The following is a 17001-nucleotide window of genomic DNA, read 5'->3' as shown; positions in this document are numbered from 1 at the left end:
TTGTTGCAGCGCGGAACTGTTCCAACCCCCAACAATGTTCAACCATGGCTTAGGGTTAATGCAAGACTGTGCTCCCAGGTCTGGAGTACCAAGATGTCGGAAAATATGGATCTTCAGGAACGGCTTGCGTTCCTGAAGCTGGATGATGAGGCGCGCGCCGCTTTGGCCGACACGCGTCCGGTCGTTGAGGCCGCCCTGTCCCAGACCCTCGACGCCTTCTACGATCAGGTGCGCGCGACGCCCGATGTCGCGCATTTCTTCAACAGCGAGACCCATATCTCCGGGGCCAAGAGCGCCCAGGCAAAACACTGGTCCCTGATCGCATCGGGGGACTTCACCCCTGACTATGTCGAGGGCGTCCGACGAATCGGCCGGACCCACGCCCGGATCGGCCTGGAGCCGCGCTGGTACATCGGCGGCTACGCCCTGGTGCTGGAGGGGCTGATCAAGGCCATCGTCAAGGCGGACGCCGGCAAGCGCAGCCTATTCGGCCGCAAGGACAAAGGCGACGCCCTGGGCGCCGCCCTGGCCAGCGTGGTCAAGGCGGCCCTGCTGGACATGGATTTCGTCATCTCGCTTTACCTCGAGGCCGCCGAGGACGGACGGCGGGAGGCGGACGAGAAACGCGCCCTGGCCGAGGCCGAACAGATCCGGGTCGTTCAGGCCACCGCCGAGGCCCTGACCGCCCTGGCCGAGGGGGATCTGACGACACGCATCCATGCGGATTTCCCCGGCAGCTACGCCCGGCTGAAGGCCGACTTCAATACGGCCATGACGCAACTGGACGCAGCCATGGCGGAAATTTCCGGCAATACCGAAGCCATGCAGGCCGGCGCCGGAGAGATCAGCGAGGCCGCCGACGACCTGTCTCGCCGCACCGAGCAGCAGGCGGCCACTCTGGAAGAAACCGCCGCCGCCCTGGATCAGATAACCGCCACGGTGAAGAAGACCGCCGAGGGCGCGACCCAGGCGGCGACCGTCGTCGAGACCTCGCGGGTCGCCGCGGAAAAGTCGAAGGACATCGTCGAACGCGCCGTCAAAGCCATGAGCGCGATCGAAACCTCCGCCGAAAAGATCAGCCTGATCATCGGCGTGATCGACGAGATCGCCTTCCAGACCAATCTTCTGGCCCTGAACGCCGGCGTCGAGGCCGCCCGCGCCGGGGAGGCCGGTCGTGGCTTTGCGGTCGTCGCTTCGGAAGTGCGCGCCTTGGCCCAGCGTTCTGCGGACGCGGCCAAGGAGATCAAGTCCCTGATCACCGCCTCCTCGGTCCAGGTGAAGTCCGGGGTCGATCTGGTCGGCGAGACGGGCGACGCCCTGTCTTCCATCGTCAGCCGCGTGATGGAGATCGACCAACTGATGGTCGAGATCACGGCCTCCACCCAGGAGCAGTCGACCGCCCTTCACCAGGTCAATACGGCGGTGAATCAGATGGACCAGGTCACGCAACAGAACGCGGCCATGGTCGAGGAGTCGACGGCCGCCAGTCATAATCTGACCCAGGAAGGGCAAAGGCTGGCGTCTCTGGTCACCCGGTTCCGGGTCACGCAGGACGGCGGCCGGAGAACGGAGCAGACGGAAAGCCGGGTGGAACGTCCCGCACCCCGCGCCCCGGCACGCGCCTTCCGTCAGGTCGGTTCAGCCGCCCTGGCGACTTCGGCCCCGGCGAACGAATGGGAAGAATTCTGACGCAGGGGACCATGCCGCGTCCCGCGCGGGTCAGTCCTCCGAGAGGATCGTCTCCACGCGCTGCGCCAGTTGCTTCAGTTCGAACGGCTTGGTCAGGATCCGCATGCCGGCCTCCAGATCGCCTCCGCTGAGGACCGACGTCTCGGCATAGCCGGTGATGAACAACACCTTGAGCCCCGGCTGCCGCGCCCGCGCGGCGTCCGCGAGCTGGCGGCCGTTCATCCCGCCCGGCAAGCCGACGTCGGTGATCAGGAGATCGATCACCCGCCCCGAACCCAGGACCGCCAGTCCCGCCCGCGCGTCCTCGGCTTCGATGAAATCATAGCCGAGTTCGGACAGGCCTTCCGACACCAGCATGCGGATCGTGGCCTCGTCATCGACGATCAGCACGGTGTAGCGCCGTCGCGGCGCGCCCGACGGCGCGGGTTCGTCGACCGTCTGACCGAGCTCGACCTGGCCATGGTGGCGCGGCAGATAGAGGCCGATGGCGGCGCCCTGCCCCGGCGCGGACCGAATCCGGACCTGGCCGCCGGACTGCTGGACGAAGCCATAGATCATCGACAGCCCCAGGCCCGTGCCCTGACCGATCGGCTTGGTGGTGAAGAAGGGATCGAAGGCCCGGGCGATGACCTCCTCGTTCATGCCGACGCCGGTATCGGTGACGCTGAGGCGGACATAGTCTCCGCTGGGCAGGCCGAAGTCCGGAGCCTCTGCGCGATCCAGCACGAAATTGTCCGTCTCGATGGTCAGCCGCCCTCCGTCGGGCATGGCGTCGCGGGCGTTGATGCACAGGTTGAGAAGCGCATTCTCCAGCTGTCCCGGATCGACCAGCACCGGCCATGTCCCAGCCTGATATCGGGTTTCCAGCCGAATGGCCGGGCCCATGGTCTGTCGGATCAGATCCTCCATGCCGCGCGCCAGGCTCTCGACGTCCGTGGCCTTGGGCTCCAGCGTCTGACGCCGTGAAAAGGCCAGGAGACGATGGGTCAGGGCTGTCGCCCGCTGGGCGGCCGCCTGGGCCGCCGCGATGAACCGTCCCACCTCGGAGCCGCGCCCCTCGGCCAGACGCTTGGCGACGATCTCCAGACTGCCGCTGACGCCGGTCAGCAGGTTGTTGAAGTCGTGGGCTATGCCGCCGGTCAGCTGGCCGACGGCCTCCATCTTCTGCGACTGGCGAAGCGCGGCCTCGCTGGCCATCAGTTCGGCGGTGCGCTGCTCCACCGTCCGCTCCAGCGACGCCGCCAGCCTGGCCAGATGCCGCTCGGCCCGACGACGCTCCCGCGCCGCCAGGGTGCGTTCGCCGACGTCCCGGAGGAACCGGATCTCGTCCTCCTGCCAGGCGCGCACGGAGGCGTGGTTCAGATAGGCCAGGGCGACCATGCCTCCCTGTTCCGTCAGGGGCATGTTGATAACGGCGCGGGCGGCGATGGTTTCCAGCACGGCCGCAGTCTCGCGTGTGCGCGGATCCTCGCGCGCGTCGGCGAAGGCGACGGTGTCGCCCCGCTTCAGATCCTCGACGTAGGAACCATAGTCCCGGAAGTTCAGGACGCCCGCGATGGTCTCGACGCCCGGCGCGTTCCAGTCGCGGCTTATGGTGATGGTTTCCCCGTCCTGGTCCACAATGCCGAAGCCGGCGCGGCTGACCTCGAGCGTCCGGCCCAGAATCTCGGCGGCGGCATAGGTGATGTCCTCGGGATCCTCGAGATCGCGCAGGACGTCCGACAGTTCCACCATGGCCGAACTCAGGCGTTCGGACCGCACCCGATCGGTGATGTCGGTCGTGACCCCCGAGATGCGCAGCGGAGCGCCCTCGGCGTCCGACACCAGTATCCCCCGGGCCTCCATCCAGCGCACGCCGCCCAGGGGCGTGATGACGCGGTGGGTGATATGATAGTCCGCGCCGTCCTGGATCGTCGCATCGCTCTGCGCGCGCACCGCCTCCCGGTCGTCGGGATGGATCATCTTCTGGCGATCTTCGTAGGTGAAGGGCGTCTCGACAGGCCAGCCCATCAGGGTCTTGTAGGCGTCGGAGGCCATAAGGGTCCGGGTTCGGACATCGACGCTCCAGGCTCCCAGCCCGCCGGCCCGCATGGCCAGATCCAGTTCCCGGTCGCGTTCGTAATCCACGCGCTCACGCGCATCCAGTTCGGCCTTCAGCGCGGCCTTGTCCGTCTGAAGTCCTGCGAGCCGCTCGCGTTCGATCGTGACATCGACCTGGCTGGCGAAGAAATAGGCCAGCACGCCGTTCCCGTCGAACACCGGCGCCATAAGGAGGCGATTCCAGAACGGCGCGCCGTCCTTGCGGTGATTGCGGATGTCGATCTCGATCGGCCGGACCGCATCGACGGCGGCGCGAATGCGGCTGACCGCTTCGGGATCGGTCTCCGGCCCCTGCAGGAAGCGGCAGTTGCGTCCGAGGATCTCCTCGCGGGCGTAGCCGGTCAGGCGGCAGAAGGCCTCGTTCGCAAACACGACCGGATTGTCGGGCCGGCGCGGATTGGTGATGACCATGGGCATGCGGGTCGCGCGGACCGCATTGACGAAGGGGTCGGAGCTGTCGTCGAGCCCCAGTACCTCCGCCTCGATCCGCTCGGCGTCCAGGCTGACCCGATCAGGGCCCCGATCAGGGCGATGCACGCCGTCGGATCCTGATCCAGTCAATCGCATACCTTTCCTGCCTCCCGACCTTGGGGGGCGGCGTAATCAACACGCGAGCCGCTTTCCGGTTCATCGCCGAGGGGGACGCTTCGCAGAGCCCCCGTCAGCGACACGAAAGGCCGTCGCGCCCCCGCTATAAAGGCGCGCTGCCGGTGACGAAACCCGCAGATGGGGATTGGATCCGATGGCCGTGCGGACAGGCGGCGCAACTGAGCGAATTCGTACATAACCAGGGCCGCCTCCTGATCATAAGCCACCGGAACCTCTAAAGAATTTCCATCCAGGAAAGGAACTGGAACCTTCTCGGAACATTGATGTGTTCGGCCCGGCTGAACGGGTCGGAGCAAACATCATGAAGATCGCGCAGGTCACCCCGCTTTACGAGGCCGTTCCTCCGAAGCTCTACGGCGGAACCGAGCGCGTCGTGGCGCATCTGACCGACGCGCTGATGGACCTGGGCCACGACGTCACCCTGTTCGCCAGCGCCGACGCCCAGACCAAGGCGCGACTGGTGCCGGTGCGCGACCAGGCCATCCGCCTGGACCCCGCGCCCCTGAAATCCGACCTCGCCGCCCACCTGTCCATGCTGGGCGAAGTGCTGGACCGGGTGGACGAGTTCGACGTCATCCACTTCCACACCGACATGATCCATTTTCCGCTGTTCCGGCCCTATGCAGACAAGACCGTGACCACCCTGCACGGGCGTCTGGACATGAAGGATCTGCCCGGCGTCTATGCGCGGTGGAACGAGTTCGGCCTGATTTCGATATCGGACGACCAGCGCAAACCGCTCCAGTTCGCCAACTGGACGGCCACAGTCCACCACGGCATGCCGGGCGAGCAGTATCTGTTCTCGCCGAAGTCCGAGGGCTATCTGGCCTTCCTGGGCCGCATCTCGCCCGAGAAGCGGCCGGATCGCGCCATCGAGATCGCGACCCGACTGGGCAAACGCCTGAAGATGGCCGCCAAGGTGGACGCCGCCGACAAACGGTATTGGGAAGAGACCATCCGCCCGCTGATCGAGGGCAATCCCCTGATCGAATTCATCGGCGAGATCGGCGACCATCAGAAGTCCGCCTTCCTGGGCGGGGCCGACGCTTTGCTGTTCCCCATCGACTGGCCCGAACCCTTCGGCCTGGTGATGATCGAGGCCATGGCCTGCGGTACGCCTGTCGTCGCCTTCCGCTGCGGCTCGACGCCCGAGATCATCGAGGACGGGGCGACCGGCTTCCTGGTGGGCACCCTGGAACAGGCCGTCGCCGTCGCCGGCCGGGCGCATCTGCTGGACCGCGAAACCGTGCGGGCGCGGTTCGACCTGCGCTTCTCGGCCACGGCCATGGCGCGCCGCTATCTGGACGTCTACGGCGACCTCCTGGCGCGCCGTCCCTTCGCCGAGGCCGCCTCCAACGACGCGATGAAGCCGCTGCGGCCGCTTGGAGAAGATCGCAGCTTCGCCGCCCTCGCCTGAAAGCGCTCCACTGATTTCCGAGGAAACAGGGCGGCGGAGGTGAACCCTCCGCCGTCTGCGCCATTTGATCCTGCAAGCGGCTCCTCAAGGCCGCATTCGGGTGGGATAGGTTCGGAACAAGCCTCACGACCGACGGGGAAGAGACTGTATGGACGACGCCTACACCACCCAGCTGACGGCGGGCGATTCCGTCGAGGCTTCCGGTCTCGAACAGTTGATGGCGCTCAAGGAAGGCGACACCTTCCTGGTCGCCGACGGGTGGGGCGACATGAGGGGCGGCGCCGACGGCCTGTTCGCAGGAGACACCCGCGTCCTGTCGCGCTGGACCATGACGGTGGGGCTGCTGAAGCCGTCGCGACTGTCGTCCGGCGTCAGTCAGGACAATGTCTTCTTCTCCTGCCACACCACCAACCGTCCCCTGCCCCCGATGGGCGGGCGTTCGGCGCCGGCCGGGGTGCTGCACATCGAACGGCGCCGCTTCCTGTGGGGGCGGCGAATGTTCGAACGCATCCGGATGGTCAATCACGGGATCGAAGACATCCTGCTGCCGCTGGCCTTCGACTTCGGCGCGGATTTCCACGACATCTTCCAGGTGCGCGGCACGCACCGGGCCAAACGCGGGACCGTCCACACGCCGACCACCGACGGCCGTCGCGTCACCTTCCGCTATGTCGGCCTGGACAAGGTCGAACGCTCCAGCTGCCTGGCCTTTTCCGAGCCGCCGGCCCGCCTGACCCACCAGCGCGCCGAGTTCATGTTCAGTCTGCCCAAGGGCCGGTCCATGGACCTGTTCATCGAATGCGGCGTCGATTCCTGCGAGACCCCGGACGCGCGGCGCTGGCGCGAGAACGCCGTCCAGGCCCGTCTGGGCATGCGCGCCAAACGTCGGCGCGGCGCCTCGGTGCGGGGGCCGCGCAGCCCGCGGTTCAATGACTGGCTGGACCAGTCGCGCGCGGACATGGCCCTGTTGACCACCGACCTGCCGACCGGCCCCTATCCCTATGCGGGCACGCCCTGGTTCTCGACCCCGTTCGGTCGCGACGGCATCATCGCCGCCTGGCAGATGCTGTGGCTGGACCCGTCCCTGGCCAAGGGCGTCCTGACCTATCTGGCCTCGCGCCAGGCGACCGAGACCTCGCTGTTCCAGGACAGCCAGCCCGGCAAGATCATGCACGAGACGCGCGGCGGCGAGATGAGCGCCCTGCACGAGGTGCCGTTCGGCCTCTATTACGGCGGCGTCGATACGACCTGCCTGTTCATCGCCCTGGCCGGCGCCTACGCCAGCCGCACTGGCGACCTGAATCTGATCCGCGCGCTGTGGCCGAACCTGATCGCCGCCGCCGACTGGATGCGCGACTCTGGCGACAGCAATGACGACGGGCTGATCGACTATCAGCGCGGGGCCGAGACCGGCCTGTCGAACCAGGGCTGGAAGGATTCCGAGGACGCCATCTTCCACGCCGACGGCCGTTTCCCCAAGGGCCCCATCGCCCTGCTGGAGGTCCAGGGTTACGCCTTCGCCGCCTGGCGCGCGCTGGGCGATCTGGGCGAACGGCTGGGCGACGATCGCGCGCCCGGATGGCGTGACCGGGCCGAACAGGTCCGCGCCCTGGTCGAGGACAAGTACTGGATGGAGGACGAGGGCTTCTACGCCGTCGCCCTGGACGGCGACGGGGAACAGTGCCGCGCCATCGCCTCGAACGCCGGCCATCTGTTGTTCACCGGCCTGCCGTCGGTCGAGCGGGCGCGACGGGTGACGAAACGCCTGTTGTCGGCCGAGTTCCGCACCGGCTGGGGCATCCGCACCCTGGAGCTGGGCCAGGCCCGGTTCAATCCGATGAGCTATCACAACGGTTCGGTCTGGCCGCACGACACCGCCATGGCCGCCGCCGGCATGGCCAATTACGGAGAGCGCGAGGCGGTCGCCCAGATCCTGGCCGAAATCTACGCCGCCGCCGCCCATTTCCATCTGCGCCTGCCGGAACTGTTCTGCGGCTTCCCGCGCGAGCCGGGCGAACCGCCTATCGCCTATCCGGTCGCCTGCCTGCCCCAGGCCTGGGCGGCGGGGTCGGTCTTCCTGATGCTGCAGGCCTCGCTGGGCCTGTCCATCGACGCCTGGACCGGAACCATAGACATTGCGGACCCCTTCCTGCCCACCGGGCTTGAGCGGTTGAAGATCACCGGGTTGAAGGTCGGCGACGCCCTGGTCGATCTTTCGATCCGGCATGTCGACGGCCGCGCCGTGGTCATCCCCAACCACCGCCAGGGCAGGCTCGCCGTCCGGACCCTGCGCTGACCGTCCGATGATCCTCGCCGCCCTCATCACTCCCGGTCTCGAGCGCCACTACCTCCGGGACCTCGGACGGGCGTTCGCCGGGGCCCTCGTGTTCAGCATTCCCCTGCTGATGACGATGGAGATGTGGGAGGCGGGGACAGCGATGGACCGGTGGCGACTGCTGCTGTTCGTCGGCGCCGGACTGCCGCTGCTTTACGGCCTGGCCCACTACGCAGGTTTTTCAGACCGGCGGGGGCTGCGCAACGACCTGCTGGACACGGCCGTCGCCCTGGCGGTCGGGTTCATCACCGCCTCGGTGCTTTTGATCCTGTTCGGCGTGGCGGACTGGAAGGCATCGCCGCGCGAAGCCCTGGGCATGGTCACGCTCCAGGCCCTGCCGGGCGCCATGGGCGCCCTCCTGGCCCGCAAGCAACTCAGCGGCGACGGAAAGGGCGATACGAAGGAGGCGCAGGCCTCCTATGTCGGCGAACTGTTCCTGATGGCGGCAGGGGCCCTGTTCTTCGCCCTCAATGTCGCGCCGACCGAAGAGATGATCCTGATCGCCTACAAGACCACCACCGTCCATGCGCTGGGCCTGATCGCCCTGTCCGTCCTGCTGCTGCACCTGATCGTCTTCAAGGCCGGTTTCGCGGGACAGGAAGAAGCGGATCGCCCCGTCGAGGCCTTCCTGTATTTCACCCTGCCCGGCTACGCCGTCGCCCTGGGGGTCAGTCTGTTTGTCCTGTTCGTCTTTGGCCGAACGGACGGACACGCGCTCGGCGGGGTTCTGCACATCATGATCGTCCTGGGCTTTCCAGCCTCCATCGGCGCGGCTGCGGCCCGCCTGTTGGTCTGAGCCATGAACGCGAATTCGACCCACCCGAAGCGACCCGTGTTGCAGTGGAGCATGGCCGCCCTGGGCGGAGCCGTGACGGTTGCGGCCATCAGCGTCATGGTCTGGGAGGGTTTGCAGCCCAGCGCGCCGCCCATGCTCAGGGCTCGCATCGTCGAGATCGAGGCCACGGCGGCGGGCCATGTCGCCATGGTCCAGGTGACGAACGACGGAGACGAGACCGCCGCAGCCGTGAAAATCGAGGCGGTGCTGGGCGATCAGACCGCCACGGCGACGTTGGACTATGTGCCCGGCCACGGCGAGGCCAAGGCCTATTTTCGTTTCGACGCGAACCCCCGCACGGCCGTCGTCAGGGTCCAGGGCTGGTCCGCCCCCTAGCAAGATCGCGTCCGGGCCGCCCTGGCCGGGAAACTGTAGCGACCGTGCGGCGTTAGGCCCAACGAAACGACGCAGGGAGACGACCATGGCCGCACGCCCCACCTGGCAGGGACATCTGAAACTGTCGCTGGTGACCTGCCCGGTCGCCCTCTACACCGCCACCTCATCCAGCGCCCATGTCAGTTTCCACCTGATCAATCCGGACACCAACAACCGCATCCGCATGGTCGCCACCGACCCGGACACCGGCCCCATCGAACGCTCGGACCTGGTCAAGGGCTATGAGGTGTCCAAGGACGAATATGTCCTGTTCGACGACGCCGACTTCGACAAGGTCAAGCTGGAGACGACCCGAACCATCTGCATCGACAGCTTCGTGGACGAGGACGAGATCGATCGTCTGTACTGGGACGATCCCTTCTATGTGGTGCCCGAGAAGGGCGTCGGGGCCGAGGCCTTCGCCGTCATCCGCGACGCCATGAAGGCCGCGGGCAAGATCGCCATCGGAACCCTGGTTCTGCGGGGTCGTGAGCGCCAGCTGGCGCTTGAGGTGCGGGGCAAGGGGCTGGTGGCCTATTCGCTGCGGGCGCATGACGAGGTGCGCGACGCCGACGACTATTTCGACGACATCCCGGCGGTGAAGCCCGACAAGGACATGGTCGATATCGCCAGCCGGATCATCGCCCAGAAACAGACCGACTTCGATCCGACCACCTTCAAGGACCGCTACGACGACGCCCTGCGCGAGATGATCCAGGCCAAGCAGAAGGGCGGCAAGGACGTGATCGAGGCGCCCGAACCCGACGACACCAATGTGATCGATCTGATGGAGGCCCTGCGCAACAGCCTGAAGGGCGCGGCGGGTGGGACCAAGCCGGCGGCGAAGAAGACCGCCAAGGCGCCGGCGAAGAAGAAGCCGGCCTCGCGCAAGAAGGCCGCCTGACGGGGCCGCCTACAGCCCCATCGCCTTCAGCACCGGGCGCAGGCTGACCTCGCCGGCGCGGAAATCCTTCCACGGGTCGGGCTTCTTCAGCAGGGCGGGCGCGTCGTGCAGGGTGAAGGCCTTGGGGTCCAGCCCCGCCCGGACCTGGCCCCAGGACAGGGGAAAGGCGATCCCCGCGCCGGGCCGGGCGCGCACGGACCAGGGGGCCACCGCCGTGGCCATGCGGCCGTTGCGCAAATAGTCGATGAAGATCTTCCCGCCCCGCGCCTTCTTGGCCAGGGTGGTGGTGAACCGGTCGGGCTCGGCGCGGCGCACCTCTTCCGCGATCGCCTTGGCGAAGGCCTTGCACTGGTCCCATTCGATGCGGCTGCGGCCGTCGGAACGGATCGGCACGACGACATGCAGCCCCTTGCCCCCCGTCGTCTTGACGAAGGCATGCAGGCCTCGTTTTTCCAGCTGGGCCTTGACCGTCTTGGCGGCGGCGATGACCGCCGCGAAATCCAGACCCTCGTCGGGATCGAGGTCGAAGGTGACCTGCTCCGGCGTCTCGGGATCGCCCGGTCGACAGCCCCAGGGGTGCAGTTCCAGTCCGCCCGACTGGGCCACGGCGACCAGGCCGCCGACATCGGTCACGGCCACATAGGGATGGCGCGCCTTCACATCGATCAGCTTGAGGCGCGGATTGGACCCCGCCATGGCGTGACGCTGGAAGAAGGTCTCGCCCTCGATCCCGTCCGGCGCCCGGATGATGGAGACCGGCCGGTCCGCGACATGGGGCAGTATCCGCTCCGCCGCCGCCTCGTAGTAGCGCGCCAAATCCCCCTTGGTGATGGCGGGGCGACCCTCGTGCGCCGGCCACAGGATCTTGTCGGGATGGGACAGGGTGACGCCGGCGACGACCACCTTGCCCGAGGCGCTGCCTGAGCCGGTCTTCTTGCGACCGGCCGGATTGGCGGGCGCAGGCGGTTGCGGATCGTCCGTGACATCACGCGCCGACTTGTCCTCGCGCAGCCCCTTGAACGCCGCATGGCGCAGCGAACCGCCCTCCGTCATCCCGCCGTGTTCCAGTTCGGCGACCAGGATCGGCCGGACCCAGTGAATCTCCTTGCCGCCGCGCGGCGCCCCCTTGCCGATGAAGGGAGAGACGTCGGCCGCCGCATCCTTCAGGGCCGGCAGCAGGGTCTTCAGCAAGGGGGCGGCGTAGCCCGTGCCGACCCGGCCGAGGTAGCGCAGCCCGTCGTCCTCGGCCACGCCGACCAGCAGGGAACGGAAGCGCGTCCCGCCTTCGGACGACCAACCGCCGATCACCACCTCGTCGCGGCCCCGGCATTTGGACTTGACCCAGGTCGAGGATCGACCCGCCCGATAGGGGGCGTCCAGCTTCTTGGAGATCACGCCTTCCAGGTCCATGCGGCAGGCGCTGTCCAGCACCGCCTGCCCGGTCGAGGCGAAGTGATCGACATAGCGCAGCCGTTTGCGCGCCTTGGCCGGAACCCGGTCGATGTGAGCCTGAAGCCGCGCCTTGCGGTGCGACAGGGGCAGGTCCCGCAGATCGTCCTCACCCTCGCGCAGCAGGTCGAAGGCGAAATAGACCAGGCCGGCGGTCTTGCCGTCCGATATGGCCGCCTGAAGGGCGGAGAAGTCGGGGGTGTGATCCTCGCTCAGGGCGCACAGTTCACCGTCAATCACCCCGTCGGGCCAGGTCGCCGCATCCGCCGCCAGTTCCGGAAAACGGTCGGTCCAGTCGTGGCCGCGACGGGTGTAGAGCCGCGCCTCCCCGCCCCCGGTCGCCACCTGGATGCGGTAGCCGTCGAACTTGATCTCATGCACCCAGCCGGCGCCGCCCGGCGGATGGTCGGCGACCTTGCACAGCTGGATCGGGACGAAGGCCGGCGGTTTCGACAGCGTCGCCTCGCTCGCCCTGGCCTTGGGTTTGGCCGGTCCCTTGCGCACGACGGGACGAGAGGCGGTCCATTCCTTCTTCCCCTCGGATATCTCCGCCAGGCTGCGGCCCGTGACGATGGAGGCGTCGATCTCCATATTGGCGTCGCCCTCGCCCGGCACGGCCGCCTCGTCCTTCTCCTTGATCAGCAGCCAGTTGTTGCGTTTGGACGGCTTGCCGCGATCCGACTTCAGCCGCACCAGGGCCCAGCCGCCCCTCAGACGTTCGCCGTGCAGGGTCATCTTCAGAGAGCCGCGCTTCAGCGCCGCCTCGACATCCGGCTCCTGCGGCTCCCACTCGCCCCGGTCCCACAGCTGGACCGTGCCCGCGCCATAGTTGCCGGACGGAATGGTCCCCTCGAAGCTTCCATAGTCGAGCGGATGATCCTCGACCTCGACCGCCAGGCGCTTGACGGCCGGATCGCGCGACGGGGCCTTTGTCACGGCCCACGACTTCAGCACTCCGTCATGCTCGATGCGGAAGTCGTAGTGCAGCCGTGTCGCGGCGTGCCGCTGGATCAGATAGGTCAGCCGGCCCTTGCGCGCCGCCTTGGCGGCGCCCGCGGGTTCCGGCGTGCGGGTGAAGTCCCGCTTGGCCTTATAGGCATCCAGTCCGTTCGCCATGCCGCCCTCGTTCGACACCCGATCAGCGACGCGGCGCGATCCGCCAGACTGTGTTGGACAGGTCGTCCGCGACCAGCAGGATGCGCCGCTGGGCGTCGAAGGTCACGCCGACCGGGCGACCGCGCGCCTCGCCGTCCTTGATGAAGCCGGTGACGAAATCGACCGGCGGACCGGCGGGACGACCGCCTGAGAAGGGCACCCAGGCGACCTTGTAGCCCGACAGGTCCTGACGGTTCCAACTGCCGTGTTCGCCGATGAAGGCGCCCTGGCTGAAGCCGCCGCCGAAGCCGCCGGCCGTCGCGAAGCTGAGCCCCAGGGCGGCGACGTGCGAGCCCAGCGCATAGTCCGGGGCGATGGCGCTCTGGACCAGATCCGGGTTTTGCGGACGGACGCGCGGATCGATGTTCTGGCCCCAGTAGCTGTAGGGCCATCCGTAGAAGGCCCCTTCGCGGACCGAGGTCAGATAGTCGGGCACCAGTTGCGGCCCCAGTTCGTCGCGTTCGTTGACGACGGCCCACAGGGCGCTGGTGGTCGGTTCGATGGCCAGGGCGGTCGGATTGCGAATGCCGGTGGCGAAGGTGCGGTGCGCGCCGGTCTGGCGGTCGATGGCCCAGACGACGGCGCGGTCCTGTTCCACGGCCAGGCCGCGCTCGCCGATATTGCTGTTCGAGCCGATGCCGACATACAGGGTCTGGCCGTCCGCGCTGGCGGTCAGCGACTTGGTCCAGTGGTGGTTGATCGCCGACGGCAGCTTGGTCACTTCCTGGCGCGACGCGGTGATCCGCGTCTGGCCCGGCTGATAGTCGAACCGCACCAGGGCGCCCTGTTCGGCGACATAGAGGGCGCCGTCCACAAAGGCCATGCCGTAGGGCGCGTCCAGATTATCGATGAAGGTGGTGCGCACCTCGGGCTGACCGTCGCCGTTGGCGTCGCGCAACAGGGTGATGCGGTTGCCGCCCTTAACGGACGTCTTGCCCTTGGCCTTGATGACACCGGCGATGATGTCCTTGGGCCGCAGCTTGGGGGCGTGGCCGCCCGAGCCCTCGGCGATCAGGATGTCGCCGTTGGGCAGCACCAGGATCTGACGCGGGATCTGCAGATCGGTGGCCATCGGGGTGACGACGAAGCCGTCCGGCACGGTGGGCGTTTCGCCGTCCCAGCCGATCGGCGTGGCGATCTTCATCGGCGGCACCAGAGTCTGGTTCAGGCCGGGAAGGTCGGGATTGGCGCCGGTCTGGTTCAGGTTGGGGTCGCTGCGGCTGCACCCGGCCAGGGCCAGGACGACGGCGGTCGTGCAAAGGAGCTTGTTGATCATCACGCGATCTCCCGCACGGTCGAGTTGGAATAGGCCAGCCAGCCGGCGATCAGGATCAGGACGGTCGACAGGATCGACAGGGTCAGGCCGAAGGCGCCGACGGAGCTCCAGGCGTCCTGGCTGTGCTTGAAGGCGTTGATCAGGCCCAAGACCCAGGCCAGGGCCAGGGCGGCCAGATGGATCACGGCGGCCCGTCGCGCCGGGGTGCGCCAGGACAGGGCCAGGTCGATGAGAGCCCACAGGCCGGCCAGGCCGCCGAACACCAGGGCCCCGACGATCAGCCAGGCCGAGAAGTTCGACCACTGCATCTGGGCCGTCTTCAGATAGGCGATGTCGCTGATCAGGGCGGAACTGAACAGGGCGATGGGAAAGGCCATCAGAATTCCGCGGAACGGATTCAACCTCTCACGGAAGGCGGCGACAGCGGGCATGTGAGGGTTTCCTGCGGCGTCGCCACGATACGGCGACGTCGAACCCAACACGCGGCCCGGTCTTTGGTTCATCCGATCAGGTGCGACCGGGGAGCAGAAGAACAGGCCGCCGGCGAGAACGCCGGCGGCCCGTCATCTTCTTAGAAGCGCTTGGTCAGTTGAACGCCGTAGGTGCGGGGTTCGTTGACGAAGGCGGTCAGGTTGTTGAAGTCGATGGCGCCGATGACATTCTCTTCGTCGGTGATGTTGCGAACATAGGCGGCCGCTTCCAGCCCCTTGTTCAGATCACGCCAGCCGGCGCGCAGGCCGCCTTCGAAGTTGGTGTCCACCTTGAACTCGACCGATTCATACAGGAACAGGTTGAAGTCCTTCTGCATGGCCCAGTCGGTCGAGGCGAAGAACTCGGTGTCGTCGCCCAGAGGCAGGACATAGTTCAGCGTCAGGTTGGCGGTGTATTCCGGCGCCTGCGGGAAGGGGTTGCCGTCGACATTGGCGCGACGGGTCGTGCCCACGGTGACGATGGGGTCGGTGACGGTGCAGTTCGAGCCGCAGATGGCGACCAGCAGGTTGCTGTCCTTGATCTCGGTGTGGTTCCAGGCGGCGCCGGCCGACAGGCTGAAGCCCGCGCCCAGATCGATGTCGCCGTCCAGCTCCAGACCGTAGCCTTCACCCTTGTCGGCGTTGATCAGGCGGTTGGAGTTGTCCGCGCCGCCGATGGCGGTGAACTGCATGTCGCTGACTTCGTAATAGTAGGCCGTGGCGTTGAAGCGGGCGCGACCTTCCCACAGGCGGGCCTTCAGGCCCGTCTCATAGGACATGACCGTCTCGGACTCGGCCGTGGTCAGGACCGGCAGGTTGCGGCCCTGGATCGACGGGCCGCGATAACCCTTGGCCACGCGGGCGAACAGGTTGAGGCTGTCATTGACGTCGTACAGGGCGCTGACGTCCCAGCTGACCTGCTCGTCGCCGACCGAAACGGCGCCGGTGCCGCCCGCGCCCGCGCCGGTGACGATCCGGCCCTGATAATCGCGGCTGTCGTCGGTGTAGCGCAGGCCGCCCGTCACCTTCAGGGCCTCGGTCACCTGATAGTGCGCCTGACCGAACACCGACCAGGAGTCGGACTTCTGGGTGATGTCGGTGACCTTGGTCGGTTGAAGACCGCCGACGCCGTTGAAGGTGCCCGAGACCAGGTTGATGCGCTCATCCCAGTAGAAGGCGCCGACCTGCCAGCCGAGGCGGCCGTCGCCGTTCGAGGAGAGGCGCAGTTCATAGGTGTTCTGGCGCAGGTCGCTGGACAGGGTGCCGGTCTCGGAATTGAACGGCGTCTTGTAGGAGGCCGTCGCCGCGGCGCTGGCCACGCCGCCGTCGATGTCGCCGTCGCCCTGGGACGAACCCTGATAGGCGCCGACGATGCCGGTCAGGGTGGCGGGACCGAAGTCATAGGCGACCTGCAGCGACTCGGAAGTGGTCTTCTGCTTCTGGAAGTTGTTGCGGCCGCCGTCGTAATAGACGGTGTCGCGGTCGAAGTTGCCGTTCAGTTCGTTCGAGCCCTTGGTCAGGGCGTTGGCGCGGTTCATCGTGCCCGTGCCGTCATAATCGCGGGCCTGCAGGGTCAGCAGGGTCGACAGGCGGTCGGTGGGCTGCCAGGCGACGTGGACGCGGGCGGCGACGTCGTCGAACCCGCCCAGGTCGTCACCGTTCGCATCGGCGAAGGACGGGTTGTAGGCGTTGTTGACCCAGTCGTCGCGGTGGTTCCACAGGAAGGCGCCGCGCACCTGCAGGGTCTCGGAGGCCGGCAGGGTGACGGCCGCCTCGGTGCGGGTCGAACCCAGGTTGCCGTAGGTCAGCGAACCGAAGCCGGTGAACTCGTCCGACGGCTTGACGGTGTCGATCTTGATCACGCCCGCCGGGGTGTTGCGACCGAACAGGGTGCCCTGGGGGCCGCGCAGCACTTCCAGCTGCTGCACGTCGAACAGGGGGAAGCCCTTCAGATAGACGCTTTCCAGCACCACATCGTCCAGCACCACCGAGACCGGCTGCGAGGCGGTGAAGTCGAAGTCCACGTTGCCCAGGCCGCGGATATAGAAGCGCGGGGCGTAACGGCCGTTCGAGCTTTCGACCTGAAGGCTGGGCACGCGACCCGACAGCGACAGGATGTCGGCGCCGCCGGCCGAAATGTCCTGCAGGGTCTGGGGCGTCAGGGCCGTGACGGCGAAGGGCACGTCGCGGATGTTCTCGCTGCGGCGCTGGGCGGTGACGATGATGTCGTCGACGCCGGTCGCTTCAGCGGCGGCGTCAGCCGTTTGGGCGAAGGCGCCGCCTGCGGTCAGCAGGGCGAGGCCGCTGACGGTGGCGGCGAGGAGGGCTTGGCGAAGCATGCGCGTTATCCTTGGCGACATGGGGAGGAAGCTGTCGCGCGAGCCCCT

At 67.3% G+C, this 17001-nt stretch carries 11 protein-coding genes; 6 read left to right on the top strand and 5 right to left on the bottom strand.

Going from position 1 to position 17001, the window contains the following annotated elements:
• Positions 1-93 precede the first annotated feature (93 nt).
• Positions 94-1689, top strand: coding sequence for a methyl-accepting chemotaxis protein (locus GYM46_RS10865; RefSeq protein WP_008264158.1), 1596 nt, complete (start codon positions 94-96; stop codon positions 1687-1689).
• Positions 1690-1719: 30 nt separating this feature from the next.
• Here the strand turns inward: GYM46_RS10865 and GYM46_RS10860 are convergent, their stop codons facing one another.
• Positions 1720-4326 (bottom strand): PAS domain-containing protein, encoded by a 2607-nt coding sequence (locus GYM46_RS10860; RefSeq protein WP_035306351.1) that lies wholly within the window; start codon positions 4324-4326, stop codon positions 1720-1722.
• Between the two features lie 373 nt (positions 4327-4699).
• On the opposite strand from GYM46_RS10860, the gene GYM46_RS10855 reads away from it, so the two are divergent.
• The 5 genes from GYM46_RS10855 (at position 4700) to GYM46_RS10835 (ending at position 10264) form a co-directional block, all read left to right on the top strand.
• Positions 4700-5815: a glycosyltransferase family 4 protein gene (locus tag GYM46_RS10855; protein WP_040349755.1), complete on the top strand. Its 1116-nt coding sequence runs from the start codon at positions 4700-4702 to the stop codon at positions 5813-5815.
• Positions 5816-5963: 148 nt separating this feature from the next.
• Positions 5964-8111 carry an amylo-alpha-1,6-glucosidase gene (locus GYM46_RS10850; RefSeq protein ID WP_008264242.1) on the top strand — a complete coding sequence of 716 codons (2148 nt, stop codon included), beginning with the start codon at positions 5964-5966 and terminating at the stop codon, positions 8109-8111.
• A gap of 7 nt (positions 8112-8118) precedes the next feature.
• A complete protein-coding gene (locus GYM46_RS10845) occupies positions 8119-8946 on the top strand; it encodes a TIGR02587 family membrane protein (protein ID WP_040349756.1) in 828 nt (275 codons plus the stop codon).
• Positions 8947-8982: 36 nt separating this feature from the next.
• Positions 8983-9321 carry a hypothetical protein gene (locus GYM46_RS10840; RefSeq protein WP_244304246.1) on the top strand — a complete coding sequence of 113 codons (339 nt, stop codon included), beginning with the start codon at positions 8983-8985 and terminating at the stop codon, positions 9319-9321.
• 85 nt (positions 9322-9406) lie between these two features.
• Positions 9407-10264: a Ku protein gene (locus GYM46_RS10835; protein WP_008261522.1), complete on the top strand. Its 858-nt coding sequence runs from the start codon at positions 9407-9409 to the stop codon at positions 10262-10264.
• 9 nt (positions 10265-10273) lie between these two features.
• Here GYM46_RS10835 and ligD read toward each other — a convergent pair whose 3' ends face one another.
• The 4 genes from ligD to GYM46_RS10815 form a co-directional block, all read right to left on the bottom strand.
• Positions 10274-12829: a DNA ligase D gene (gene ligD / locus GYM46_RS10830; protein ID WP_040349760.1), complete on the bottom strand. Its 2556-nt coding sequence runs from the start codon at positions 12827-12829 to the stop codon at positions 10274-10276.
• Positions 12830-12851: 22 nt separating this feature from the next.
• Entirely contained in the window at positions 12852-14144 is a 1293-nt protein-coding gene (locus GYM46_RS10825; protein ID WP_008262358.1) for a PQQ-dependent sugar dehydrogenase, read from the bottom strand.
• Positions 14144-14521, bottom strand: coding sequence for a DUF2231 domain-containing protein (locus GYM46_RS10820; protein ID WP_230307575.1), 378 nt, complete (start codon positions 14519-14521; stop codon positions 14144-14146). Before GYM46_RS10820 ends, GYM46_RS10825 begins: the two co-directional genes overlap by 1 nt.
• A gap of 194 nt (positions 14522-14715) precedes the next feature.
• Complete coding sequence (locus GYM46_RS10815) at positions 14716-16953, bottom strand: TonB-dependent receptor (RefSeq protein WP_008258708.1); 2238 nt, start codon at positions 16951-16953, stop codon at positions 14716-14718.
• Between the last annotated feature and the right edge of the window lie 48 nt (positions 16954-17001).

It is taken from the genome of Brevundimonas mediterranea (genome assembly GCF_011064825.1).
Lineage (GTDB): Bacteria > Pseudomonadota > Alphaproteobacteria > Caulobacterales > Caulobacteraceae > Brevundimonas > Brevundimonas mediterranea_A.
Note: the sequence above shows the minus strand (reverse complement) of the source record. Positions and strands in the feature narration are given on the sequence as shown.